The organism is Ruegeria sp. N8, from assembly GCF_056531325.1.
In genome coordinates this window covers 66,641-89,984 of sequence record NZ_JBQFLQ010000011.1, presented here as the reverse complement: position 1 = coordinate 89,984, position 23,344 = coordinate 66,641, and the positions used below count along the sequence as shown (strand labels likewise).

General features: G+C 56.7%; 28 protein-coding genes. 21 read left to right on the top strand and 7 right to left on the bottom strand.

Annotated elements, in window-relative coordinates:
- The first annotated feature begins 84 nt into the window (after positions 1-84).
- Positions 85-633: a ubiquinol-cytochrome c reductase iron-sulfur subunit gene (gene petA / locus ACR0C5_RS17410; RefSeq protein WP_050605700.1), complete on the top strand. Its 549-nt coding sequence runs from the start codon at positions 85-87 to the stop codon at positions 631-633.
- 292 nt (positions 634-925) lie between these two features.
- On the opposite strand, the gene ACR0C5_RS17405 is transcribed toward petA, so the two are convergent.
- Entirely contained in the window at positions 926-2,176 is a 1,251-nt protein-coding gene (locus ACR0C5_RS17405) for an MFS transporter (RefSeq protein ID WP_170417937.1), read from the bottom strand.
- A complete protein-coding gene (locus tag ACR0C5_RS17400) occupies positions 2,163-3,191 on the bottom strand; it encodes a lysylphosphatidylglycerol synthase domain-containing protein (protein ID WP_170417940.1) in 1,029 nt (342 codons plus the stop codon). The genes ACR0C5_RS17405 and ACR0C5_RS17400 overlap by 14 nt, the downstream gene beginning before the upstream one ends.
- 89 nt (positions 3,192-3,280) lie before the next feature.
- Here ACR0C5_RS17400 and ACR0C5_RS17395 point away from each other — a divergent pair, with 89 nt between their 5' ends.
- Positions 3,281-3,694, top strand: a complete 414-nt coding sequence (locus tag ACR0C5_RS17395) for a heavy metal-responsive transcriptional regulator (protein WP_170417943.1) — start codon at positions 3,281-3,283, stop codon at positions 3,692-3,694.
- Between the two features lie 284 nt (positions 3,695-3,978).
- On the top strand, positions 3,979-4,455 hold the full coding sequence (locus ACR0C5_RS17390; protein WP_170417950.1) for a DUF411 domain-containing protein: 477 nt from the start codon (positions 3,979-3,981) through the stop codon (positions 4,453-4,455).
- Between the two features lie 211 nt (positions 4,456-4,666).
- On the opposite strand, the gene ACR0C5_RS17385 is transcribed toward ACR0C5_RS17390, so the two are convergent.
- Positions 4,667-4,885 (bottom strand): GDCCVxC domain-containing (seleno)protein, encoded by a 219-nt coding sequence (locus ACR0C5_RS17385; RefSeq protein WP_237215937.1) that lies wholly within the window; start codon positions 4,883-4,885, stop codon positions 4,667-4,669.
- A gap of 4 nt (positions 4,886-4,889) precedes the next feature.
- Positions 4,890-5,213 carry a hypothetical protein gene (locus tag ACR0C5_RS17380; protein WP_170418031.1) on the bottom strand — a complete coding sequence of 108 codons (324 nt, stop codon included), beginning with the start codon at positions 5,211-5,213 and terminating at the stop codon, positions 4,890-4,892.
- Between the two features lie 145 nt (positions 5,214-5,358).
- On the opposite strand from ACR0C5_RS17380, the gene ACR0C5_RS17375 reads away from it, so the two are divergent.
- Complete coding sequence (locus tag ACR0C5_RS17375) at positions 5,359-5,778, top strand: MerR family transcriptional regulator (RefSeq protein ID WP_170417953.1); 420 nt, start codon at positions 5,359-5,361, stop codon at positions 5,776-5,778.
- 263 nt (positions 5,779-6,041) lie between these two features.
- Here ACR0C5_RS17375 and ACR0C5_RS17370 read toward each other — a convergent pair whose 3' ends face one another.
- The 3 genes from ACR0C5_RS17370 to ACR0C5_RS17360 form a co-directional block, all read right to left on the bottom strand.
- Positions 6,042-6,995, bottom strand: coding sequence for a LuxR family transcriptional regulator (locus ACR0C5_RS17370; protein ID WP_170417956.1), 954 nt, complete (start codon positions 6,993-6,995; stop codon positions 6,042-6,044).
- A gap of 187 nt (positions 6,996-7,182) precedes the next feature.
- Positions 7,183-8,472: a helix-turn-helix domain-containing protein gene (locus ACR0C5_RS17365; protein WP_170417959.1), complete on the bottom strand. Its 1,290-nt coding sequence runs from the start codon at positions 8,470-8,472 to the stop codon at positions 7,183-7,185.
- Positions 8,473-8,839: 367 nt separating this feature from the next.
- A complete protein-coding gene (locus tag ACR0C5_RS17360; RefSeq protein ID WP_170624892.1) occupies positions 8,840-9,298 on the bottom strand; it encodes a hypothetical protein in 459 nt (152 codons plus the stop codon).
- A 419-nt stretch (positions 9,299-9,717) separates the two neighbouring features.
- Here ACR0C5_RS17360 and ACR0C5_RS17355 point away from each other — a divergent pair, with 419 nt between their 5' ends.
- The 17 genes from ACR0C5_RS17355 (at position 9,718) to ACR0C5_RS17275 (ending at position 23,307) form a co-directional block, all read left to right on the top strand.
- The gene (locus ACR0C5_RS17355) at positions 9,718-10,074 is read left to right on the top strand and encodes a hypothetical protein (RefSeq protein WP_142638830.1); all 357 of its coding nucleotides are present in this window, start codon (positions 9,718-9,720) and stop codon (positions 10,072-10,074) included.
- A gap of 48 nt (positions 10,075-10,122) precedes the next feature.
- Positions 10,123-10,536: a thermonuclease family protein gene (locus ACR0C5_RS17350; RefSeq protein WP_170417964.1), complete on the top strand. Its 414-nt coding sequence runs from the start codon at positions 10,123-10,125 to the stop codon at positions 10,534-10,536.
- Positions 10,537-10,998: 462 nt separating this feature from the next.
- Positions 10,999-11,682 carry a lytic transglycosylase domain-containing protein gene (locus tag ACR0C5_RS17345; RefSeq protein ID WP_331252774.1) on the top strand — a complete coding sequence of 228 codons (684 nt, stop codon included), beginning with the start codon at positions 10,999-11,001 and terminating at the stop codon, positions 11,680-11,682.
- Positions 11,679-11,960, top strand: a complete 282-nt coding sequence (locus ACR0C5_RS17340) for an HAD family hydrolase (protein ID WP_152460685.1) — start codon at positions 11,679-11,681, stop codon at positions 11,958-11,960. The genes ACR0C5_RS17345 and ACR0C5_RS17340 overlap by 4 nt, the downstream gene beginning before the upstream one ends.
- A 3-nt stretch (positions 11,961-11,963) precedes the next feature.
- On the top strand, positions 11,964-12,242 hold the full coding sequence (locus ACR0C5_RS17335) for a VirB3 family type IV secretion system protein (protein ID WP_152460684.1): 279 nt from the start codon (positions 11,964-11,966) through the stop codon (positions 12,240-12,242).
- Positions 12,235-14,601: a VirB4 family type IV secretion/conjugal transfer ATPase gene (locus ACR0C5_RS17330; RefSeq protein WP_170417967.1), complete on the top strand. Its 2,367-nt coding sequence runs from the start codon at positions 12,235-12,237 to the stop codon at positions 14,599-14,601. The genes ACR0C5_RS17335 and ACR0C5_RS17330 overlap by 8 nt, the downstream gene beginning before the upstream one ends.
- Positions 14,598-14,735, top strand: a complete 138-nt coding sequence (locus tag ACR0C5_RS17325; RefSeq protein WP_170417970.1) for a hypothetical protein — start codon at positions 14,598-14,600, stop codon at positions 14,733-14,735. Before ACR0C5_RS17330 ends, ACR0C5_RS17325 begins: the two co-directional genes overlap by 4 nt.
- On the top strand, positions 14,735-15,481 hold the full coding sequence (locus ACR0C5_RS17320) for a type IV secretion system protein (RefSeq protein ID WP_170417973.1): 747 nt from the start codon (positions 14,735-14,737) through the stop codon (positions 15,479-15,481). The genes ACR0C5_RS17325 and ACR0C5_RS17320 overlap by 1 nt, the downstream gene beginning before the upstream one ends.
- Complete coding sequence (locus ACR0C5_RS17315) at positions 15,478-15,978, top strand: hypothetical protein (RefSeq protein WP_170417977.1); 501 nt, start codon at positions 15,478-15,480, stop codon at positions 15,976-15,978. Before ACR0C5_RS17320 ends, ACR0C5_RS17315 begins: the two co-directional genes overlap by 4 nt.
- Positions 15,975-17,030 (top strand): TrbL/VirB6 family protein, encoded by a 1,056-nt coding sequence (locus ACR0C5_RS17310; RefSeq protein ID WP_170417979.1) that lies wholly within the window; start codon positions 15,975-15,977, stop codon positions 17,028-17,030. Before ACR0C5_RS17315 ends, ACR0C5_RS17310 begins: the two co-directional genes overlap by 4 nt.
- A gap of 17 nt (positions 17,031-17,047) precedes the next feature.
- Positions 17,048-17,692, top strand: coding sequence for a VirB8 family type IV secretion system protein (locus ACR0C5_RS17305; protein ID WP_170417982.1), 645 nt, complete (start codon positions 17,048-17,050; stop codon positions 17,690-17,692).
- Complete coding sequence (locus ACR0C5_RS17300) at positions 17,692-18,507, top strand: TrbG/VirB9 family P-type conjugative transfer protein (protein WP_170417985.1); 816 nt, start codon at positions 17,692-17,694, stop codon at positions 18,505-18,507. The genes ACR0C5_RS17305 and ACR0C5_RS17300 overlap by 1 nt, the downstream gene beginning before the upstream one ends.
- A complete protein-coding gene (locus ACR0C5_RS17295; RefSeq protein ID WP_170417989.1) occupies positions 18,507-19,187 on the top strand; it encodes a hypothetical protein in 681 nt (226 codons plus the stop codon). Before ACR0C5_RS17300 ends, ACR0C5_RS17295 begins: the two co-directional genes overlap by 1 nt.
- Before the next feature lie 11 nt (positions 19,188-19,198).
- Entirely contained in the window at positions 19,199-20,032 is an 834-nt protein-coding gene (locus tag ACR0C5_RS17290) for a TraB/TrbI/VirB10 family type IV secretion system protein (protein WP_170417992.1), read from the top strand.
- A gap of 205 nt (positions 20,033-20,237) precedes the next feature.
- Positions 20,238-21,251 carry an ATPase, T2SS/T4P/T4SS family gene (locus ACR0C5_RS17285; RefSeq protein WP_170417994.1) on the top strand — a complete coding sequence of 338 codons (1,014 nt, stop codon included), beginning with the start codon at positions 20,238-20,240 and terminating at the stop codon, positions 21,249-21,251.
- 12 nt (positions 21,252-21,263) lie between these two features.
- Positions 21,264-21,422 carry a hypothetical protein gene (locus ACR0C5_RS17280; protein ID WP_170417997.1) on the top strand — a complete coding sequence of 53 codons (159 nt, stop codon included), beginning with the start codon at positions 21,264-21,266 and terminating at the stop codon, positions 21,420-21,422.
- A complete protein-coding gene (locus ACR0C5_RS17275) occupies positions 21,415-23,307 on the top strand; it encodes a type IV secretory system conjugative DNA transfer family protein (RefSeq protein ID WP_170418000.1) in 1,893 nt (630 codons plus the stop codon). Before ACR0C5_RS17280 ends, ACR0C5_RS17275 begins: the two co-directional genes overlap by 8 nt.
- Positions 23,308-23,344: the final 37 nt, after the last annotated feature.

The following is a 23,344-nucleotide window of genomic DNA, read 5'->3' as shown; positions in this document are numbered from 1 at the left end:
TGAAGAAGAGGACCAAGGCGACTGATCCACCTCGTCCGAGTCCTATAATTCGATGAACCCGTCCTGACGCACAGGAGGAACAATATGTCTGAATTTTCTGAAAGACAGGCACCTTCAGAGCCTGAAACTCGGCGCGATTTCTTATACTTCGTCACCGGCGGTGCCGCCATCGTGGCCACGGGCGCGGCGGTCTGGCCACTTGTTAACAGCATGAACCCCAGTGCAGACATCTCCGCCCAAGCCGTTGTCGACATAGATCTTGAAGGTGTCGGACCAGGAACGAGGATCACTGTTAAATGGAAAGGCAAGCCGATCTTTATCGACCACCGGACTAAAGAGCGGATCGCGCTGGCGATAGCAGAAGACGATGCACCAATGATCGACCCGCAACCTGACGCCGAGCGCGTACAGCGACCGGAATGGCTGGTAGTTATTGGCGTTTGCACCCATCTGGGATGCATACCACTCGGGCAGGGCGGCAGCGAACCCACCGGAGACTGGGACGGTTGGTTCTGTCCGTGTCACGGTTCACATTACGACACGTCTGGCAGAATTCGGAAAGGCCCCGCGCCCCGCAACCTCGATCTGCCCCCTTACGAGTTCGTCACCGACACACGGGTCAAAATTGGGTGACGGCGCGGTGAACTTTGTTCAGAGGCGCGTGCCTCACCAAGTTCGTTTGTCAGTCCTCGAATATCCCTCGATCAGCGCCGCGATGCTATGTGGCGGAATTCGACATGTACCCCGCTTTCTGGAGTTTTCGAGAAGAGACCTCGCCGTCATGTTCTGAACGGAACAATTCTAATCGCTGCGCTCAACGTTTTCTGCTTCGCCCATGTTTAGACATGCCATCTTGCCTTTTGACAGGATCGCATCTGAATTGCGGGTTGAGAGGAAACGCTTTGGTCCTGAACAAGGTGCTATTTCAACCCCGTGTCAGCCGCGCGGCGATCGCGACCTGTCCCAGCGCGGCCAGGATCGCAGCGATGAACACGGCTTCGATGGCGATCATGCTGACCACCACACCGCCCACAAGCGGCGCCAGCGCCGCCGGGGCCGCAAAGCTGTTGAACCACGCGGAATAGGCCGGGCGGCGGTCGTCGGGCGAGATCTCCAGCAAATAGCCGAGATAGCCGATGGTCACCCCGTTCATCATCGCGCCGATCAGGAAGAACAGCACCGCGAAACCGGTCAGCCCCGAACCCGTGACCACAAGCAGCAAAACCAGCACCGGAGGTCCGAGACGCACCAGTGCCACTATCCCCAGCAGGCGCAATTTGCCCGCCTGGTCTCCGATGTGGCCCCAGAGCGGATTCGAGGCCAGCGCGCCGACAGTCTGCGCCGCCAACAGCGTTCCGACATCCGCCGCCCCGAGGCCGCTGCGGCTGGCGGCAACGACATAGAACGGCAACGCCATCAGCGTCGCTGCACCAAGCCATTGGAAGATCAGGAACAGCCGGAACCGGTGGTCCTGCCGCAGCGTCGAGAAACCTTCGCGCAGAAATCCAGACAGATTGGCAGGACGGTCCCGTGGCGCCCTTGCAGCGGTAGCGGGCTCACCCGCGGAGACAAAAAGCGTCGCAGAGACGATCATCAGCACCGCGCCGAGCCAGAAGATCAGCGCATAGGCCCTGAGCGGCGGCATCACGTCGAGCGCGTGTCGCAGAAAGCCCGCCACCAGAACCGCCAGAACACCGCCGCCGAAAAAGCGCCAGGCCAACATCCGGCTGCGGCGCTCGGACGGGATCGCCCGGCCGACGATGTCGTTGTAGGGCACCGCGACCACGCCGCTGACAAAGGCATAGACCGTCCACAATCCCAGCATCCCGAGCGCCAGCGGAACCGGAGGCCAATCGACCTGAGGCCAGTCGGCCCCCCACCACAGAAGAATACCGATCATCGCGACCGTGATCGCCCGCCCATAGGCACCAAGGGCGTAGAACGGCATCCGCCGATCGGTGCGCTCGGCGAGGTAGCCCACCGCGAACTGGGGCAGCAGCCAGCCAAGACGCAGGACCGTGCTGGCATAGCCCACGGCCAGCGCGCTACCGGTCAGCATATGCACCAGACTGGCCACCACCGTCGCGCTGTCCACCGCCGCCGACCCGCCCTGAAACACCGCACCAGCACCGGCGATGCGCCAAAATCTCGTGTCTTCGGGATTACGCCTTGCCATTCGCCGCCTCTGCCTCCGCCCGGGCGCGGCGGATGTCGATGCCGCTCTGCCACAACACCGTCAGGCCGATCCCGACCACCAGAAGGATCGTCAGCACATAGTTGAACAGGATCATCAGAAGGGCGGTTTCGTCCGGAACGCCAAGCACCTTGAGCGCGAACCCCGCCCCAAAGACAAAGCTCGCCGGGATGCGCACGAAACGACCCAGAACCATGGCGAACCCGGCAAACACCATCAGGAACAGGTAATCCCACGCGCTCAGCACCACGCCAACCGCCAGCCCGGCCCACAGGAAATGGGTTGTCGCCACCAGCTTACCCGCAATGGCTGCGGCAATGGCGGCGACGCGGCGGGCCCGTGCCTGTGGCCAGACGATCCCTTCACCGAGCGCGGTGCGCAGATACGCGCCATCGGCCCCGATGCGGGCGGCAGCCCAGTCGAAGAGTCGGCAGACCAGAGGGTCCTCGCTCAGAAGTGACGCGCGGAACCGGAACAGAACCCAAAGCAGGCTGCCGAAAAGCATCAGGTTCAACAGGCCCGCAACGCTCAATCCCAGCCGCAGGTCACCCTCGATCTGTGGAATCTGGCCGGCGGCGGCCACCGCTCCGGCAAAAAGGGCGAAAACGACGCCGTCGAGGAACCGGGCGATGATCGCGGTTGCAAGCACGGTCGCCATCTTCAAGCGGTCGAGCCGGGCAACCAGCCAGGCCCGGACCAGCGGGCTGATGCCGAGCGGGACAAGGACATTTGCGCCATAACCTGCCAGTAGCGCCCCCGTCAGCCGCAGGGTGCCGACGGGTTTCACGTCGAACAGGATCTGCCGCCACTTCCAGCCGCTCATCAGCTGCTCCAGCAGGATGGTGGCGGCAAGAATCGCGATCCAGAACATGTTGGCTCCGCGCAGGCCCTGCAGAAACAGCGCAAAATCGAGGCTGCCGTAGAGCGCAAACACCAGATAGAGCGCCAGGGCGGAGCCGAATATCGGCAGCAGCCACCGTTTCAGGAAGGTCCGCATTTGACATCCTCGCAACTACCAAGACCTCAATGTTTTAACCTCCGTATCATGATACGGTGTCAAGATGACGGTGACGGAGGGAGACTGCGATGCAACCACTCAAGATCGGCCAGGCCGCGCGCGAGACCGGGATAGGCGTCGAGACGATCAGATTTTATGAAAAGAAGGGCCTTGTCACTCAGCCGCCGCGCCCAATTGACGGCGGCGCGCGGGACTATGGTGGTGACACGCTTTGGCGGCTGAAATTCATATCCGGCGCTAAGAAGCTCGGATTTTCGCTGGCAGAAATCGCGGAAATTTTGGAGTTGCGCACGGCACCAAATACCGAGTGCGTCGCGATGCAGGCCAGAGCGCGCAAAAAGCGGGACGAAATTCAGGAACGGATCGAAGGGCTTGCACGGTTGAGGAACAATCTGGACGAGCTGATCGCGGCGTGTCCGGGGCGTGGTGGAATTCAGAACTGTTCGATCGTGGGCGCCATAGAACGCAGCAGTGAGAAATAGGCGCAATTCCGGCCTTGAACGGAGGGTAGCGGCGTTGCTTGCGAACCGGGTTATTGCCAAGCAGGACCCAGAACGGCAGGTGCAGCGAAAAAAGGAGAGCGAGGGTTCCGCTTCCGAGCAGAGTTTGCGCCAGATCATTGTGAGAAATCCCTGCGTCGCCCAGAAAGCCATATCTGATGAGTGTCGGAGGGTGACGGACAAGTCGGCCCTGTAAATGCGGTCCAGCTTTTATCCTACCGGTGCGATTTTATATCGGTTTAAGACAAGTTTACCCAAGAGGGAACATGACAATGAATAACCTGAGCCGCCGCCGCTTGATGCAAGGAGCCGCGGCAATTGCGTGCAGCGCGGCGCTTCCCGCCTTCGCGAAAACCGGTCCCTCAATCCATGTCCTGAAGGATCCGAATTGTGGGTGCTGCGGATCGTGGATCAAAATCATGCGGGCGGAAGGTTTTGAAGTAGGCGTGGAAAACAGTGCTTGGGAGGCCTTGAACGCTTACAAAACCGCCAATGGGATTCCGGAGGGCATGATGTCATGCCACACGGGTCGCGTGGAGGGCTACATGATCGAAGGACACGTCCCATCCGCTGACATTCGGCGCCTGCTGGGCGAACGCCCGAATGCTGTCGGACTGTCGGTTCCGGGAATGCCTTTCGGCTCACCGGGCATGGGGCCGGAAAGTGAACGCGAAGCCTTCGACGTCTTTCTGATCCGCAAGGATGGAACCACAGAGGTGTTCGCCAGCTACCCGGCCGCATAATTTCCCGATGGCGCTGGCAAGATCCTGACAAACACGGCGCTCGCTTCTGCTGCCTGGTTTACGTGACATTCTTCACGGCAAACCAGTTGATCCGTGACTTCACGCCTGCCTTGTCCTACCGGGCAAGTTCCAGCCTACGGTGAAAAAATACCTGCGTCCGCAAAGCCTGATGACCGGCTTTGCGGACAAAACCGACATCCCGGTCGCCGTATCAACCGCAGCATTTGTCGCCCGCCTGAATTGGCGGGCATGGGGCCGATCCGTAGGAACAGTAGACGCAGCAATCGCCGGGAAGTGGCTTCAGGACTTTTCCGCAAGATGTGCATTCGTAGAACCACTGGCACGCGTCTGTTGGCATCGTTTCAGGCCTTGAATGTCCACATTCCGGGCAGATGATCGTGCTGACAAGGTTCGGGTGCTTTTCACTCATGGCGTCACATCAAGGTTATCAGGAAATCATTTATTCGGATTTCGTTGAGCACGATAACCCAAGCGATGGCCGTCAACGCAAAACTGCCTGTCAGCCACCATTTGAAGCGGTCGAGCGAACCACGGCGATACGCGACGATGCCAGAGAGAAACAGCAGGGCCGTCGAACCGCCGAGCACGTAATAACTCGCGGCGGCGATCTTGCCGAATACGGCCAGCCAGCTCCCTCCCAAGCCAAGCAAAATCAAGGCCATCGGCAAGATGCAGCAGGTCGCAACGCCAAGTGCGGTAAACGATCCAAGAAAGCTTGCGCCAACAAACTTGCTCATGGTCAGCTTTCTCCGGCTTTGACGAACTCGAGCGGAAGCCGGTTCGACTTCCTCGATTTTTGCTTCGCGCGGTATGTGAAATTCGACATCATGACCGACAACATGCACCCTGTAGTAGCTACAGGTTCAAGGGAAAGGTCATCACATGATTGCGATTGGCGAAGCGGCGAGATTGACCGGTCTGTCGGTCGAGACGATCCGCTACTACGAACGGGAAGGCATAGTCGAGAAAGCCGGTCGAACCGCCTCGGGACGCCGCGCATACACGGAACGGGAAATCTCCGAGCTCAGATTCATCAAACGCTGCCGCGATCTTGGCTTTACCATTCAGGGTGCATGCGCACTTCGCGAATTGTCCAAAGCGCCCGAGCAAGCTTGTCGTGACGTCGAAGACGTCGCAACAAGACATCTCGACAACGTCAGGTCAAAAATCGCCGCCCTCCAACGGTTGGAGCAAGCACTGGCAGAACTTGTGCAGACCTGCACCGAGGGTACGGCCTCATGCCCCCTGCTAACGGCGTTGCTCAACGAGCCTATCGCCAAAGAAAAAATAAACGACACCTAATTGCAACGCCCGGAAAGGATCGAATCTGGCCAACTCAGTTTGCGGAAAGACTACAATGCGGCTCAAATCCGGCTCGCTCATCATTACCCACCCCATGCCCGAACTCTCTGCCTGTCCTCATCGCAGGCGAGAGTGACATTCCTGAATTGCTCATGGGTGACATTTGAGCTTTGCGGCTACAGATTGCGGAAGCATAAGTGAAATTATGTGAAACTTGCCCCTGCTCACAATTTTGCAAATCAAGCGGTGCACGTGGGCCGAACTCAGAGATGCCTGATCCACACGCATTGATCCCGGTTGGGTCCAAGTTCTTCGAGGATCCTTTCAGCATCCAGATTGAAGTCTTTGGCAATTTCCTGGACCTGAACCGCCTGAAAGCTATCCAAGTTCCGCACCGTTCGACCATCTTCAAAGGTGATCAACTCGTGTGATCTTCCAGACCAACGCACGATCCCGCCGCAAAGGGTCTGTCCTTCAACATCCGCAAGTTCGGCGACCGGGTCGGCAAAGAAATCGGTCCATTTAAGAATACCTGTGCTGACAGCTCTCGCCACTGCTTGTTCCGTTGTCCGGCACTTGAGTTTTGTGACGATCGAAGACGTCAAAGCATGCACCATCCTGGAGGAGAGCCCCGTCTGGCCAGCAACTACGGATGGGATCAATCCTGATGCGAGCATCTTCAGAACATCCATCTCCTGATCGGACAACGCATCCGTAGGAAAGTTGAAAACTGTATCAATCACATCGAGCGCGAGTAGATGCAGGACCTGCGCTTCGTGGCGAAGGGCAGGGAGCATACTCCCGACCAAGGCGTCCCAGTCGGATCGGCGCAGGTTGGAGGTAACCGTAAAGACACCACGCTCCCCAAACGGATTGATAACCGGAATGGATAGTCCGTGCTGACCCACACCAAATTTTCTCGCTGCATCGAATAGCGGTGCGTGTTCACGCTGATCATCAAACACAGCCCAATCAATTGGTGCGATCATTGCGGCGCCAAACCGGATGAGGGGATCGACCAGGACCATGTCGTTGTCGACGTAGTGCCTGACCCATTCGGCCGGGAACGTGGTGCAGCCGTGGACAACGTTGTGATGCTTGTCGATATGGGCGTAGGACGCATTCTCCAGTCCGAACCTCGAACAAATTTCCTGAAGGCGCGCCTCCCCGGTCTGCCTGAAATCCAGTTCAGAATTGCCAATGTCCGCGATTTTCATAGATCGTCTTTCTGTTCCGCGTTGCCGTCGAGGCCGCTTAGCAACCTAAAGCTGAACAAACCACTCGGGAATTCCCGTAGCCAATCATGCATTTGAATACAGTTCTGTTCTGGAGGCGGAAACGGAGCGAAAACCTGCCGATGAGACACATGAATTGGAGAAGCTGGCGGCTCATAACCCGGCACGGCTAAAACCCGCTGCAGTGATCTTGCGGAAGCCCGTCTTCCTCCTCTCGGGCTCTACGCGCCAAAAGCCCCATGAAACTGGAAATCAGGTTCAGTTCACCGCGCTCATCTGCGTGCACCATACCGCGCAGATATCCGCCCGGATTAACCACTGGCGGCAACCGTGGATCGCTCAGCCTCGCGTCTGTGATCAACCCGGCCAGGATTGCACCCATCACGGTCAATCGGTCAATCGCCGTACGCCAAGCCGAGGCATTGGCGCCGATCTCCGACAATCGCGACCAAACGCCGGTCTCAATCGCGTAGAGCGACGGGCTGGAATTCTGATCTCCGCCACCCGCGATATCGATATGCATGCGCAGCTCGGGTGAGGCCAGTTCATATAGGATGCGGTTATTCACCCGCGGTAGTTTTTGGGCCTTGCGCGATGCCGTATCTGTCGGATGATTGCTTTCTAAGCAATGCGGAGGGCCGTCAGGCCCGGAGCCGGAACAATCTGGTTCCGAGGCTTTTGCCGAGGACATTGAACTCTCGCCATCGGCGTTACAGGACAGAATTGTTTCTTCAATTTGGTCTTGTATATGGCACCCGAAACAAGCTTCGGGTTCACCCGAAATTTCACCGGGTTTTGCGACATGCTCTTCGATCCGGCTCCAAAGGTCGTAAGCCGCCTGAACATGTAGCTTGAGCGCCTCCAGCGTCATGTATTTCAACTTGTCGGCGCGCGGCCAGGATCGAAGTTCCTCCTTCATGCCTTCCAGACTTTCAGGAGGGCAGGGGAGTAAGAGAAGCACGGCCAGACTATGTTTCACATATCGGTAAAGCCGTGATCGATCCCCGCGCAGCTCGTCCTGTTCTTTCTTCTCGGCCTTGCTGCGCACGTCCGCGTCGCGCATCTCGGGAATGAGGTTCAGGGCAGGGGTCAGGAAGAGTCCAAGCTTCTTGCGCTTACAGCGCGCGCCATTTGCGCCAAGCCTGCGTTCGATCAGACCAATCCTTTCCAGCTCACGTTCGTGATTGTGGATTGTCCGATCTGTCACGCCTCGCCCGGCAATGAGGGTTTCCTGGCGCGCGTAGCAAAAGGGTTCCTGAGACGGGTCTCGAAAAGCACATGGCGTAATCATATCGATGATGATCTCTAAGGTGCGAATACACTGGGCTGATGCGCCTCTGATCTGCGCATATCCCACGCAGAGCTGACGTAACCTGTCACGGTTCCAGCCCTCAGGAAGGCCGTTGTGAAAGCGAATATTATCGTGGTGATGGGCGGATGCGATCTGCCGAAAGCTCATGGATTTGGCCTCATTTGGCAAAGGTCAGTGTTGATATCGCGGCTTCGCGGGGCAGGGTGTTCGGAATGGTTCAACGGTCTCATGGTCTGCTTCTCATTGGGGAAGCAAGGCGGCTCGAACCTCAGCAAAAAGACACAGAAAAACCGTTCGCACAGATGCGTTTGTCCTTGTCAGTAATTTTGGAGTTTCCTATAAATCAGGTGATCAAACGTGACTTAAGAAGATCCCCGCTGAGGCCCCGCCTTGCGGGGGTTTTTGTTTCTGGGATTAAGTTTTTCCTCCGGGCCAATCGGCCTGGTTTAAAAATGCAGCTGGCGATTTTTGGTGGCATAGCCAGGAGCAACGCGTTGTACCGCAGGTCAGCACCTCAATATCGGATGAGTTCGTAGTCGCTGAACCCGAATGTGTCGGTCCACTCGACGCCAACGCCGCGGAAGTAGCTGGGAGGTTCACAGCGATTGCCCAGTGGCAGCCAGTAAGGGATTGGGGCAGGAGCGCGCTCGGACCAGCGAAAATTCGTATTATCGTCGTAGGTGCCAACCACAAGATCAAGCGAACGCTCGCAATCTCCCTCCCTTGAACGACGGCGATAGCTGTAGTGGCGCACATCCCAAACCCTGATGGATCTCACAACGTCGAAATCGGAAGAAGAAAGATCGACGCTGATCGGGGTGGCTTGGAAACCGTCACCGTATTGGCCGTGATGTGCATCGATCCTTCCTATCGAGATCGCTGCGTCTACCAGTATTGGCTTAGCGGTGTCATCCGATGGAAGCTCTGGAACTGGGCTAGCACTGGTGCGCTTGATGGCTTCCAACCGTTCCATAGGACCCAAGTCCGAGGGGCTGTGTGACGTATTCATCGGACAGCGCCAGAGTTGAAGCGGCGGTTCGACCGGGTAGGGTGTGATGCGCCGAATGAACTCCGCCTTGGCTGCGACGCAATCAGCCGAACTTGGCCAACCCCCGGCGAGGCAAAGGAATATGGCACAGTCAATTGGATAGGCACGAGCCTGCGTGGCTGGCAGTGCAGCGAGTGCAACTGCAAGGGCCTTCGCGCGAGTTCGATTTCCGGATTTTGAGTGTTTCAAGATGGTCTCTCCTGCTTGCGAATCGCCTAAGCAATATCCGGCCAATATATTTCTGACAATCCAATATCGTATATTGGCGGGTTTTCTTATATTGACGTAGATTGTGTTTTAGTCCACAACTTTTGGATGTAGAAGACGGCCCATAGGGGGTCGTCATGGCGGACAACAAGAGACAATACACTGTGGTAACCATCGAGATGGTCCGGGGCCTGAAAGAGGATCAGGTTCCCTTTACATGCCGCTACGAATTTATCGGACTCGCTTCCCTTGGACGACCTAAGTACCACTGCATTTACAGCTCGCCGAACTATGTCGGGGCCTTGTGCAAGTCGAAGATCTCTCGAGCGGGCGCTGAGCCCAGAGAGTTCGATCTTTGGCCGGGCCTCTTCAAGCATCATCAGGAATTTGGTGATGGGCGCATTCTCTGCGTCAAATCAGACTATACGATCGAGTCGATTACCCCAGAGGGTCTCGAAGCAGCTCAGGCCCTGGACGCGAAATCCAAAACCTGATCGGTCACGTTCGAGAACCCGGCTCATCAAAATGCTGGGGCAGGGCGCATGAAACGGCTCTTGTTTCTCAGCGCTGCACTCGCGTCCTTGTTCATTGCTGCAGTTTGGATTGAACCAGCTAGGAAAACAAAGACTCTCGGCGCATCCGAGGTGATTGCCGTTGACGGTGACACGATCGACCATGGTGACGACCGATACCGGCTTATTGGGTTTGATACGCCTGAGACATTCCGGGCTCAGTGCGATGCTGAGAGAGCTTTGGGTCTACGAGCCAAGGACCGGCTGACGGAGCTCATCAACTTCGCGGGCGTAATTGAACTTGAGATTGAGCTGCACTTTGACGTCCACGATCGCTTCTTGGCGCTTGGGCGCGTGTCTGGACAGAACGTCGGGGCCATCCTGATTTCTGAAGGTCTGGCGCGCCCGTACTCGGGTGGCAAGCGCCAGTCCTGGTGCGGCTGAAAGAAAGGATAAAACAACGATTTATGACAGCAGAGAGAAACGACTAAGCAATAAGCAGTCCTGCCGATTGCGCCAACAATCGACAGGACAAGAAACGCCCTTAATCCATCCGGGCATTCCTCCAACATCAAGAGAGAACTGTACTATGGTAAAAACAGTAGTCCGAGATGCCGGTCCTAGATTGGGCAGCACCGCGACAGAGTCAATGGGTGCAAACCTAGACAACGCGTCTGCACCTCCGATCCCTTAGCGCTGTCTGACGATTGAGGCGCGCGGGACATCCGAACGTTCCAGCCAAAACATCTGACTAAGAGATCCGAACCAGACATTGGTCTTTTGCGGCGCCACTGAAGGTTCAGTGCTGTGTCCCAGCACCCGATTCCCCACCGCTCAGATGACCTGAAGTCGACCCCATAATAGTAATTATGTAAAAACTACTGACCTAATTTGGAGGACAAATTAGTGACCAGCTCCATCAAAAGCTTCACCGATAACAGATGTCGGATCAACGCCGTTTGGCCGTTGTTGGCGTTCTTGACGGCGACTTTCGGAACGGATGTCTGTGCCCAGGTCATTGAATACGAACCTGATGGAAGCGTGTATCTAAACGGCATTCGCGCAGAAATCGTTGATGGCGTCGTTCGTCCAATCCGGATGCGTGAATACACGCTTAATGAAAAGCCGGAAGCACCAACCCCCAAACCGCAGGCAAAGATCGAGATTGCGGGCAAAGCACCGCGGCCTCGCAGATCCTCGGGCGGCTGGTCGCAAGAGCGGATCGTCAAAGAAATCCATGCAGCGGCAAAACGGCACGACATTCCGGCCGAGTTGTTCATGGCACTGGTCTGGCAGGAAAGCCGGTATCGCGCTGATGCTCTGTCGCCCAAGGGTGCCTATGGCTTCGCACAGCTCATGCCCGGAACGGCGAAAGACCTGGGCGTGAACCCAAAGAACCCTGCAGAAAATCTCGACGGTGGTGCCCGCTATTTGGCGGCGCAGTACCGCGAGTTCGGAACCTGGAAGCTGGCGCTTGCCGCCTACAACGCCGGGCCTCACCGCGTCGTCGAATACGGCGGCGTCCCCCCCTTCACCGAAACCCGCAACTACGTGCGGATCATCCTAAGCAAAGTGAGTAAAGACCTATGAAAAGAACCCACTTCTACCAGCAGATGGCGTTTTTCGCGATCACTGCGTTCATCATCACCGCAGCGCCCGCCTCCGCTGGCTGGCTGCAAGATGCCATTGGCGATTTCATCAACGAAACACTGGCCGACTCGAAGGTCGTTGGCGTCAGCCTTGCCGCTGTCGGCTTCATCTGGGGCTGTCTCGCCTATGTGTTCGGCTGGGGTTCGTTGAAAGGCCCGGTAATCGCTATCGTCGTCGGCGCTGTTATCGGCCTCGCTGATACATTCATCGGAGGCTGATTGATGCCGCGCCGCAATACGGTCTTTCGCGGCCTGAGCCGCCCCGCAGAATGGGGCGGCCTACCCGTGATCTATCTGCTGGTGATCCTCGGGATGACCATGCTTTCGTTCTTCATGTTCGGGATAGCGCCAGCAATCATTGCGGGTTTTGTTTTCTACACCGGGCTTCGCCTCTTTTACGAATGGGAACCGGCTTTCTTCCGCGTCCTGTCCGTAACCCTTTCCAAAACTCCGCGCACCAAAAACCGCCAGCATCATGGGGGAGATTACTATAGTGCCTAAGCCTGCTGCACAGGATTTGTGGACCCTTGCCCGCTCGTTGATCGAGCCGAGCTGGCGCAAGGATGAAATGAGCCTCTTTCAGATGTTGCCTTATGGCTATGTCGTGGACGATGAGGTTATTTCCACACGCAACGGTGGCCTTATCGCCGCTGCAGAAATCACCGGAATCAATGCAAACACGCTGGACGAAAACGAGTTCGAGTTCCTGGCCGAACGGTTTGAGCGTGTGTTGCGCACAACACCCAATGAGGTGGCATTCTACGTTCATCGACTGACCGTCCCGGCTGAGACGGGTCATGTCATCACAGATCCAACCGGCTTTGCCGGTGCAGTGGCACAGGCCATGCGCTCAGCTTCCGTCGATGCAGAGCTGAAAGAACGCAAGATCATCATCAGCGCCATTCTGCAAAAGCGGCAGGATGAGCGGGCAAAACAGATGTTCGGCATGTCGTCTGGAACGATAGACGAGGAACGCCGCGAAATGATCGAACAGCTCGACGGTGTTTTCACAACACTGGCGGGCACGCTGGGCGAAAGCCGGGTGCGCCGGCTGAAGCTCAGCGAGGGGCGTTGGCTCGGCTATTATGGAATGCTGTTGAACGGTCGGTATCAGCCGATCATTCACACGAACATTGCAGAACCCATCGCCTTCAACATGCCGCAAGAGGATGTGCTGTTTCAGGGCAAGACCGGCAAACTGGTCACGGGCGACGATCAGGAACGCTCCATCCGTGTCTATTCCCTGAAGAATTACCCGATGGCTTCGTTCCCCGGCATTTTCGACGGGCTGGACCTGCCGGTTGATGTTGTGATTTCGCAATCCTTCCTGCCGATCAGCCGCGCCCAGGCGCAGGAAATGGAACGCCGCAAGTCGGGACAAATGCGCTCGGCAGGCGACAAAGCGAAGTCGCTTGAAGAAGATTTGTCCATTCTGGCGGACGGCATTGCCTCCGGCACCATGTCACTCGGCAAGCACCACCTGTCGATCTGTGTGTTTGGGAACGAGGAAGATCTGAAAACCGCCGAAAAACACATCATCGGTGAAATCCAGATTTCGGGCGGCACGGTCAAACGCGAAGCGATGTCGGCGCGGTCGGTGTACTTCGCGCAGCACCCCGGCAACTTCGCATTCCGTCCTCGTGAAGAACTGATCACGGACCAGAACTTTGCGGACATGGTTGCGTTCCACATGCGCCCTAAAGGGTTGGATGCGGAAAAGCTGCCCTGGCCGGGGCCATTGGCGACTTTGCCGACAACGCACGGGGACAGCTACGATGTTTCGCTGCACCTTCCCAAGACCAGCAAAGACGCTGAAAACCTGCCCTCCGGCCACACAATCGTTCTGGGGCCGAACGGATCGGGTAAAACTGTGACCGCGATGCTGCTGGCGACAACGGCGGTTGCACAGGGCGCGCGGATCATCGCTTTTGACAAAGACCGGGCGATGGAGGCCCCCATGCGTGCGCTCGGCGCACAGTACACCCGCGTCCGAGTTGGTGAACCAACCGGCATGAACCCGTTTCAGACCGAGACGGATGAGGCTGGGCAAAGCTGGCTCGCCAATTGGGTCATTGCCCTGTTGAGCTATGACGAACCACTGACCACCGATCAAAAGGATGAAATCACGCGGGCTTGCCAAGCGAATGCCACTTTGCCGCCTGCGCTTCAGAACTTCGATTCATTGGTGGAACGGTTCAGAGCCTTTGACGATGACAAGAACCTGTACAAGCGTGCAAGTGAATGGGCTGGCGAAGGCCGCTTGTCCTGGATGTTTGGCGAGGGTGGCTCAGATCCGTTTGCTGCTGGCGCCCGTCATCTTGTTTTCGACATTTCCGAGGTTCTGGATGACGAGTTGGTGCGGCTGGCATGGATCAGCTACGTCATGCGCCAGATCGAACGCCGCTGCGCCACCAAGATACCCACTGTCTTTGTGATTGATGAAGCATGGGTAATTGCTGGCAACCCTTATGGCGCTGGCATTCTCATAAATGCCTACACCACGTATCGGAAGCTGAACGTCATGATGATGATGATGACGCAGATCCCCGATCACCTCCTGTCGTCGGCGGCAAGTAAGTCGATCCTGGAAAACACCAGCACGCAGCTCTTGTTCCCCTCTCGATCCGGCAATGAAGCAGACTACCGGGCAATCGGCTTGAACGATTCAGAGCTGGCCGCGCTGAGGGCGCATTTTGGCGACCGCGTAATGCTCATGAAAAAGGGTGATGAGAGTGTTTGGCTCGATGTCGATGTCGGCGCTCTCGGCCCGCTTCTCCGTGTTCTGAGCGGATCAGACGGAAAATCGTTCCCTGATCCTGACTGGCGAAAAAACCCCAACTTCTGGAAGGAAATCACATGAAAACCCGCCTTGTAATCGCCCTTGTAGTTCTGGCCGCTGTCTCAGCCTGCACCAGCACCTATTCGGGCTATCGCAGCAAATGCGCCTGCGACTTTGAGCGCATGACCCCCCCTGAAAACTTGGAGCTTGTCTGATGAATATTTCAAAGAAATTCCGCACAACCATTGCTGTTTCAGTTCTGGCCGCCCTGCCCGTCATGGCATCGGCCCAGGGTGTTCCGGTGGTGGACTCTGCATCCATCACGCAGGACGCCGCCAATTCGGCCAAAGAAATCGCTGAAATGGTCCGCCAGTACGAGCAATTGCTGGAACAGTACGAGAAACTGGAACAACAGCGGGCATTGCTCGAAAACTCCTTCAAAACCATCAGCGGTTTGACAGATCTGGATGAGTTCAACAGCCGCAGCTTTTTGAAACTGGCGACTGCTGCTGACACGCTCGGCTACGCACTGGATGCAGCGGAGGGCGGTATCTCCGGCCTGCCCGATGTCGCTGCGCAGGCAATGGAACGTCGATCAATCAACCTCGGCCTGAACGATGGCATCTTGTCCGACTTCAGCGGATCGGATGTGCAGGCTCGCCGCATCCTGTCTGAGCGTGGTGGTGCGGGCCTGATGGCGTCGGCGTTGGGTGAGAATGGCTATGACATGGCCGGTCAGCTCTCCGAAGATGCTGAAAAACTGCGCGGTGAAATCGGTCAGCAAGAAGATCTGAAGGATGCAATCGACTATAACACGGCGGTTCTCCTGAAACTCCTGCAAGTTGAAATTGAAATCTTGCGCGCAACCTCGGCTAATGCTCTGGCGTCGGGCACGGATCTGGCTGCAACCGCTGCTGATCTTTCGACACTCAGCAACTATGTACGAGGAACCTCACAATGAAACTCCGCTCAACTCTCATCCTGACCATTGCAGCCGCCGTCGTTATGTCGGGTGCTGCATCGGCACAGGTGAAGCTGCGCCCGTCACCCAAGGTCGATATGCCGTTCGATGAATATCGTAAGTGCCTTGGGTACTCGGGCGCGAGTGAGTACGGTCGTCAATTCGTCAAAGACGATCAAGCGCGCATGGCCGAAGCGGGCCAATCCGCAGACAAGCAGCCTCTTGTGACCAACTGGTCGGTGGTGATCCTGAATGAACAGGTCATAGCAGCGCACGAGGCCACCATCGAGCAATGTAATCTGCGCAAGTCTGGCGAGACCTACAGCACCGAATGTCCGCTGGGTGGTTTGAGCCGTGAGGACGCGGCCCAAAAGGTCGGAGCTGACCAAGACGAGTTTTGGACCCAACCGTCCGACAATCTTGCCGCGCTTAAAAAAGAGCAACGGACCCGTCTGGAAGCTCTGCGCCCTGCAATTGAGGAGGCTTGTGGGCCGTGATCCAAGATTTCGTCAGCTCGATTGAGGCTGCGCTTAATAACTTCTCGCAGCAAGCATACAACAGCCTGGCGGCGGATCTTGCATCCGCCCTCTGGGCAATAGCCGCGCTGATCTTCGTGGCAATGCTGATCAACGGTGTGCTTCAAATCCGGGAAATCGGGTTTGGTGGCTATGTCGGCTGGATCATTCGGGCGACGATCATCATTGGTATGGCTTCCAGCTGGAGCTTCTTTCAGCCCATTTATCAGGGCATTTCGAGCCTCCCAGACACGATTGCCGGAGAATTGACCGGCACAACAAATGTCTGGGAAGCACTCGATGACATTGCGCTTCAGTGTTTCTTGATGGGCCAGCAGGCCATTGAAAACGCGACCTGGGGCCTGAGCATCACCGGGGCTATTCTCTGGGTTGTTGGGGCTGTCATCGTAGCTTTTGGCACCGGCATGGCGCTGATCGCAAAAGGCGGTCTGGCGGTCCTGCTGGGACTAGCGCCTGTTTTCATCGCAACGCTGCTCAGCTCAGCAACAGCCAATATCTTCGCAGCCTGGGCGAAAACGACTGTTGGCCTGATCATGGTCATCGTCGTTCTGACAGGTATTGTTTCTCTTATTCAGGCCCTTTTCAGCTCAGAACTGACCGCTGTTGAGGATGTGAACAATATGGAGGCCAGTGGCCGGTTTTTGGCGATCTGCATTGTGTCAATCGTGATGCTCACGCAGATCCCATCGCTCGCGGGCGGAATGTCGGGTGCAATCGTTTCGGCATCCTCGGGTCTTGCCGTGGCAACTGGTGCCGTCGCTGCCGCAAGAAGTGCATTGGGCACTGCAAGCGACGGCGCAAGGGGTGCAGTAGCCGGTGGGAAAACCGCCGCCGCGATGGCCTCCGCAGCCCGCGATGGGACAGGTGTTCGTGACAGCGCCTCGCGCGCGATGCAAGCGCGTCGGGACATTGCACACAGAGCCCGCAATCAGGATGGGGCGGCTCGACAGAGCTACGCCGCTGACCGTTACCGGCAGAGCATTCGACAAGCTCGCGTCAATAAATCTTCCTAAATCGAGGTATTGAGCTGATGTCACACGTGACAGATCACGAAAAAGAACTCTTTCTGGGTGCACGCCGCGATGCCTTCAAATGGCAGGTATTCGGCATGGTCGGCATGGCAATGGGCGTGGCCTCTATGATTGGTTGGGCGATGCTCCTTCCCTTGAAGGAAATCCGCGCGGTGCCATTCTCCATTGATCCGGACACGAAACTGCCGGTCCTGCTGACTGAAAAAGTCGAAGAACTGGAACCTTCTGAGGCGATGGCCTTCCGTGAAGTCGCAAATTATGTGCGCGACCGGGAAACCTATGATGTCCAGGACAACAACGAGCGCCTGAAATCGGTGCTGCGTCGTTCTGATGAGCTGGCCGAAACGTCCTACCGCGAACTGTGGGACGGGTCGAACGACAACCATCCGGACGAAATCTATACGCCCAAGACAAAGGTGCAGACCGAAATTCTGGGCGTGTCGCCGGTCAACGATGCGACGGTGCAGGTCGAGATCCGCAAGTCCCTGATCGTTCCAAACCAAGCAACGGCCTCAGCCCGCTACGTGGTCACAGTGACCTATGGGTTTGAGGAAAAAATCGTGACGTCGATGGACGAACTTTTGGAAAATCCATTCGGCTTCGTCGTCACCAACTATCGCGTAGACGCAATGGGAGACATCTGATGCAGCGTTCTTTCAAAACACTCACCGCCACCGCCGCAGCAGTTTTGGCATTCTCTACGCCTCTGCTCGCTGAAATCACACCGACACCGGACGGAAAGAACGCGGATCACCGCATCACGCATTTCCATTACGTCGAGAACCAGGTGTACCGCATCCCTGTGGGTGAACGCCTGATTACCTATGTTCACTTTCCGCAGGGCGAAACCGTCCGCAGCATTGGTGCGGGCGACACTGAAAGTTTTCAGATCACTCGCCTTCAGGAAGGTCGCGTTATTGCGTTCAAGCCGGAAATCCTGAACTCGGATTCAAACCTGACTGTCCTGACCAATCGCGGCACATACAACTTCTATCTGGTTCCGGCCGAGAGCGCCGCCGAACGCAAACGTGTTCCGTTCCGGGTCACGTTCTACAACAAAAACAACAGCGGCGGGACTACAACGCGCCGTGGCACGGTAGCGCGCAGCGAACCGAAACCAACAGGCCGCTTCGTCAACCAAAACTACTCGCGCTCGGGCAAAGCTGACTTCGCGCCTACTGCCGTGTGGGACGATGGCGTTCACACCTATATGCAGATCCCGCAGGATGCGGAGTTGCCGGGGATCTTCCGTGTCCTGCCTGATGGCCGCGAGCTGATGGTGAACACCACAGTCAAAGAGCGCGGCATTATCCAGGTGCAAGGCCTTTCAGATCTTTGGACACTGCGCATCGAGGACACTTCGATCTGTGTACGAAACGATGGCGACGCGTTTCAGCAGGCAAGTGTGAGCGGTCGGCCCGTCACTTCACAGACAGTTAAACCGGGGGGCAGCAAGTAATGAACCGCGATCAGACAATTGCGGCACGGGCGGCGGCTGAACAGCCGTCGCAACGTGTCCGGAAGAAGTTCGACCCAAAGAAGCTGATAACTGTTGCAATCGCAGGGGCGGTGTTCCTGGGCTTTGTATGGTTTGTCATGGGCGACGAAAACAAAAGCACCAACACGGGTGTCCGCGTTGACGCTTTGCAACAAGGCGGTGGCGAGCGATACGGGCTTTTGACCGCACGGGGACCAGAGGTCGATGAGCCGGAACAAGAGGCTTTGCCCGAGGAAATTGCGGTGGCAACACCGGTAGCAGTGCCGCAGGTCGATTCCGAAGGGCTGAAACAAGCCCTGAAAACAATCGAGCAACAGAATGGCCGGATTTCCGATCTGCAAGACGAGCTGACGGACGCCAAAGTTTCGCTGTCAGAAAAAGACGGTGAAATCGCAACGCTGAACCTGACCAATGAACGCCTTCAGGTCAGATATGATGAGCGCGAGAAAAAGTTTCAGACTGAGCTTGCCCAGGCGGTTGCTGATGCAGAGGCCCGGGCGCTCGCCAGTATGAGCCACTTGCAGACTACGGGTCTGACTGATGATGAGCGGCGCAGGCTTGAAGAACTCAAGCGGATGCGCGAGCGCCAGAACCAGTCAGACGGCATCGTGTTCGATGAAAACCCATACGGCAGAAACTAATGGAGCTGACGATGAACAGAACAGCACTCACCCTCGCCCTGGTTGCTTTGGCGTCAAGCGCGATGGCACAGGAAGCACCCGGTCAAAACTACCAGCCGATCAATGGTGGATCGCAGCCGGTCATTTTCCAACCCTTCCCTGCTGCGCCGCAGCCGGTTCAAGTCCAGCCAGACGACACCCGCTTACCTGAAGAACAGCGCGGCTATCAGGAAAACCCGAATACGACATGGCAAAACAATCTGGTCGAAGAATATCCACCCATCGTCGGGGCCTCGATCATTGACGATCCGTCGCGCACCTTAACGCAAGGCACGGTCTTGTCGGCGCTATTCGGTGGGGCGGTCAGCTCGGAACTGCCCGGTAGTGTCGTGGCAACGATCACACGCGGCGTCTACTCGATGGACGGCACACGTTTGCTTCTGCCTCGTGGATCGAAGCTCTATGGCGAGTATCGAGCGGATACGACATTGGCGCAAACGCGCATCATGATTGTTTGGAGCCGTGTCATTACACCGGATGGCCTTTCCGCTCAGATCGGCTCAGTTGGCACGGACGGACAGGGCCGCACCGGCGCGACCGGCAGGGTGAACACACACTTTGGGAAGCGGTTCGGCACGGCTGCGTTGTTGTCCATCATCGGTATTGCCCCTGTGGCGCTGGTGTCTGACAGCGACAGCAACAACTCGGTCAGAACGGATCTGGCAACCCAAGTGGGGTCTAACCTGCAGAACGCCACGGCAGCGGCGCTTGATGAATACCTGCGCATCACTCCGACAATCTTTGTCGATCAGGGCAGTCGTATCAACGCGATCCTGCAGCGCGACGTTGTGTTCGATAGCTTCTGAGAGCGAGCCAATGAGCCGACCGCCTCAGCGGTCTTTCCGGCCGCTGCCAGCATGATCGAGTGCGGTAGCGGCCTTTTTTGAAGCAAATTCAGCACTTTTTGGAAGCAATGAATCTTATGTGGATGCCTTCGTGTTCGAGGCAAAGCCGAGATGCAGCGAAGGCAACCTCCAGTGTTCCAAAAAGTGCTCTACCAAGGACAAGAACATGAGCGGGCGGAACGGGAATAGCCTTCTGGAATACTATACAGGCAAGATCGAGCATCTGTTACACGATGAAAGCCTGAGCGAAATTTCTGTGAACCCTGACGGATCGGTCTGGGTCGAAGAAATGGGCACAACGCACATGACCAGGACAGACATCACTCTGAACAGAGACGATGTAGAAAACATCGGGCGCTGCGTGGCCGGTTTCAGCGATGTAACATTCGGAGAAAAGAAGCCGATTGCGACGGCCAACGTGCCGACACAGCAGGGTAAAGCGCGGGTTCAGGTCGTGATTCCGCCAGCAACAACCGGCGTGGGGTCCGTTGCGATCCGTCTCCTGCGCGTGAAAAACGTCGATCTGGGCGCGTTCAGCTTCGCCAGCAAAGAGGCGGCGTTGGCAGAAAACAACGATCATAGCGCGCTTGAAAATGCTCGGGCTGTTCTCGCTGACGGAACAATGAACTTTGACGAGCTGGCCGACCTTGCAATGCTTAGCAAATGGAACGTGATCATTGCCGGGGGCACCTCGTCCGGCAAAACCACTGTCCTCAATGCAATGCTGAAGCGCGTCGATCCGGGCGAACGGATCGTGACGATTCAAGAAGTGGCCGAGTTGGACATCGAGCAACCCAATTCTGTCGATCTGCTTGCCGACCGTTCCGAAGAAGATGGCCCTCGATCACCAACAAAGCTGCTGGAATCGGCGCTTCGCCTCCGGCCTGACCGCCTCGTCTGCGGTGAAATCCGAGGCGACGACGCGAATATGTTCTTGGAACTGGTGAACACCGGCCACGATGGATCTGTCTGCACCATGCACGCGAACTCGCCCGTAGATGCCATTGGACGGATGAGCAAAATGGTGCGTCGCGGATCTCCGACCGTTCAAAAGTCAGAAGTGGTCGATGACATCCGGGCCACCATTCACATGATCGTTCACATGAAGAAAATCGGGGACGAACGGAAGGTCAACGGCGTGATCTTCCCGCCTCTGATGACTGCTGAACAACTGAATTGAAGGAGTACAAAGATGAAGAAATTCGAGTACCGAGACGTGCCTTTTTCGGAATGCGACGACGCCAGCGAGAAATTCGCAAAGCTGGGCAAAGAAGGTTGGGAAATGGTTGGTGTCGCACGTGCAGAATTTGGCATCGTGTGCTTCTTCAAACGCGAGCTGACCGATGGCTGAGTTTCAGGATCTACCCAAAGGCAAGAAGGTCGCGATAGCCGGTACTATGGGCTTTATCGCTACCTCGGCTTGCGCGGTGTTGGTGGTCGGGCTGGCGCTCGAATACATCAACACCAGAGGCTTTCGCGGGCTGGACATCTGGGCGATCCCAGAGAAGTTCATGGCACAGCCTGCAGAGACGCAGCAGATCATGGGTCTGGTGGCGGTGGTCGCAGTGGGTGTTTTGACCTTTGCATTTGTGGCGGCTGCGCTGCGTGGTCCCTCAACGAAATACGGTGATGCGACCTTTGCAAAGGCCCCTCAGCTCGTCCAGGAAGGCTATGCGTCGGTTCTGAAGCTCAAAGACAAATTGGATAGTGAAATCGTGTTTGCCAAATTTGGTGAGCCAAAGGACAAAAACGCGATCTACTATAAGCCCGGCCCCGGTGTCCAAAAGCCGCACGCGATGTTCATTGCCCCGTCTGGTTCGGGCAAAACCAGCGGCTTTGTGATCCCGAATGTCCTGCGTTTCAATGGGTCTTGCGTCGTCCTGGACATCAAGGGCGAGATTTTCCAGACAACCGGCGCGCGTCGGGCAGCAATGGGCGATGAGGTTTTTGTGTTCGACCCCGAGAACCCCGACAAAAGCCACAGCTACAACCCTCTGCGCCGCGCAGCACGTGCCGACAATCTGGACCGGCGATGGGAAGAAGTGATTCAGGTTGCAACTCAGATGTTCGACACGCCCAGCTCGTCCGCGCAGGGCTTTATGGGTGGTGTTGAAGGCATGTTCTGCGCAATGGCGATGCTGGCGATCAAAAGAAAGCGGCCATACATTTCCGAAGTCCTGCGCCTGGTCAAAACGACCAAGCAAAAGGACTATGAGAAAATGGCTGAAGAAGTTGGATATGCGCGAGCTGCAGATGAGTTTCTGAATCTTGCAGCCGAAGAATCCAAAATCCTGCGGTCAACGATTTCGGTTATGTTGAACTCCGGCCTGCAGCTCTGGCGCAACCCGTCGGTAGCAAGAGCCACGCAGGGCAATGACATCAACTTTGAAGATCTGCGTCGGCGCCCCAGCTCGATCTACTTTTCCGTGCCAGGGAAAAAGGTCAAAGAGTTCCGGACGCTCATTCGCCTGTTCTTCCTCGATCTGGTGAACACCATCGAAACTGTTGAGCCGGGCGAAGATGAGCCGTTCAAGGTTTTGATGCTGCTCGATGAGTTCCAACGCCTCGGCCATCTTGAGCGCGTTGTTGAAGCCTATGACACCATGCGATCGTTCGGGGGCAGGCTCGTGGTGATTTCGCAAACACTGTCGCGCCTACAGGACATTTATGGGCACGAGGGTGTGCGGGCGATGCTGGCAAACGCTGGAACCCAGATGTTTGCCGCCTCAGAGGATTCCGAAGTACGCGAACATGTGTCCAGGTCCATCGGGGACAAAACGGTCATAAGCAAGTCGAAGTCTCGAGCACTCGGCAAGATGGAAATGGGCAGCATATCAGAGCGTGAAGAAGGCATTCGCCTGCTCCGGCCCGAACACGTTGGCCGATTGCCTGAAAATGAAGTTGTGCTGATCCGCGAAGGCAAGATGCCGGTGATTGCAAACAAGATCCGATACTTCGAAGATCCCTATTTCATGCAGTTCCTTGGGGGTGATGCTCCAAAGATCAAAGGTACACATCTGGATCTTGCTGAAGAACAGGCCAGGGACACGGCAAAGGCTCTGGCGGATGCGAATCCGGCCCCTGCCCCGGTGAAAGAGGTTTCTGAAAAAGACCAGGAACTTCAGGCGGCATTTGATGCGCAGCGCACGGTCGCAAAGCGGAAAAGTCGGTCAGCGAAAGATATGGCGATGGAGAAAATGAAAGCCAAACGGGCTGAAAGTAGCGCCTTCACTTGACGGGGGTAACAGGACGCGGCCGAACCGGACCTTACTT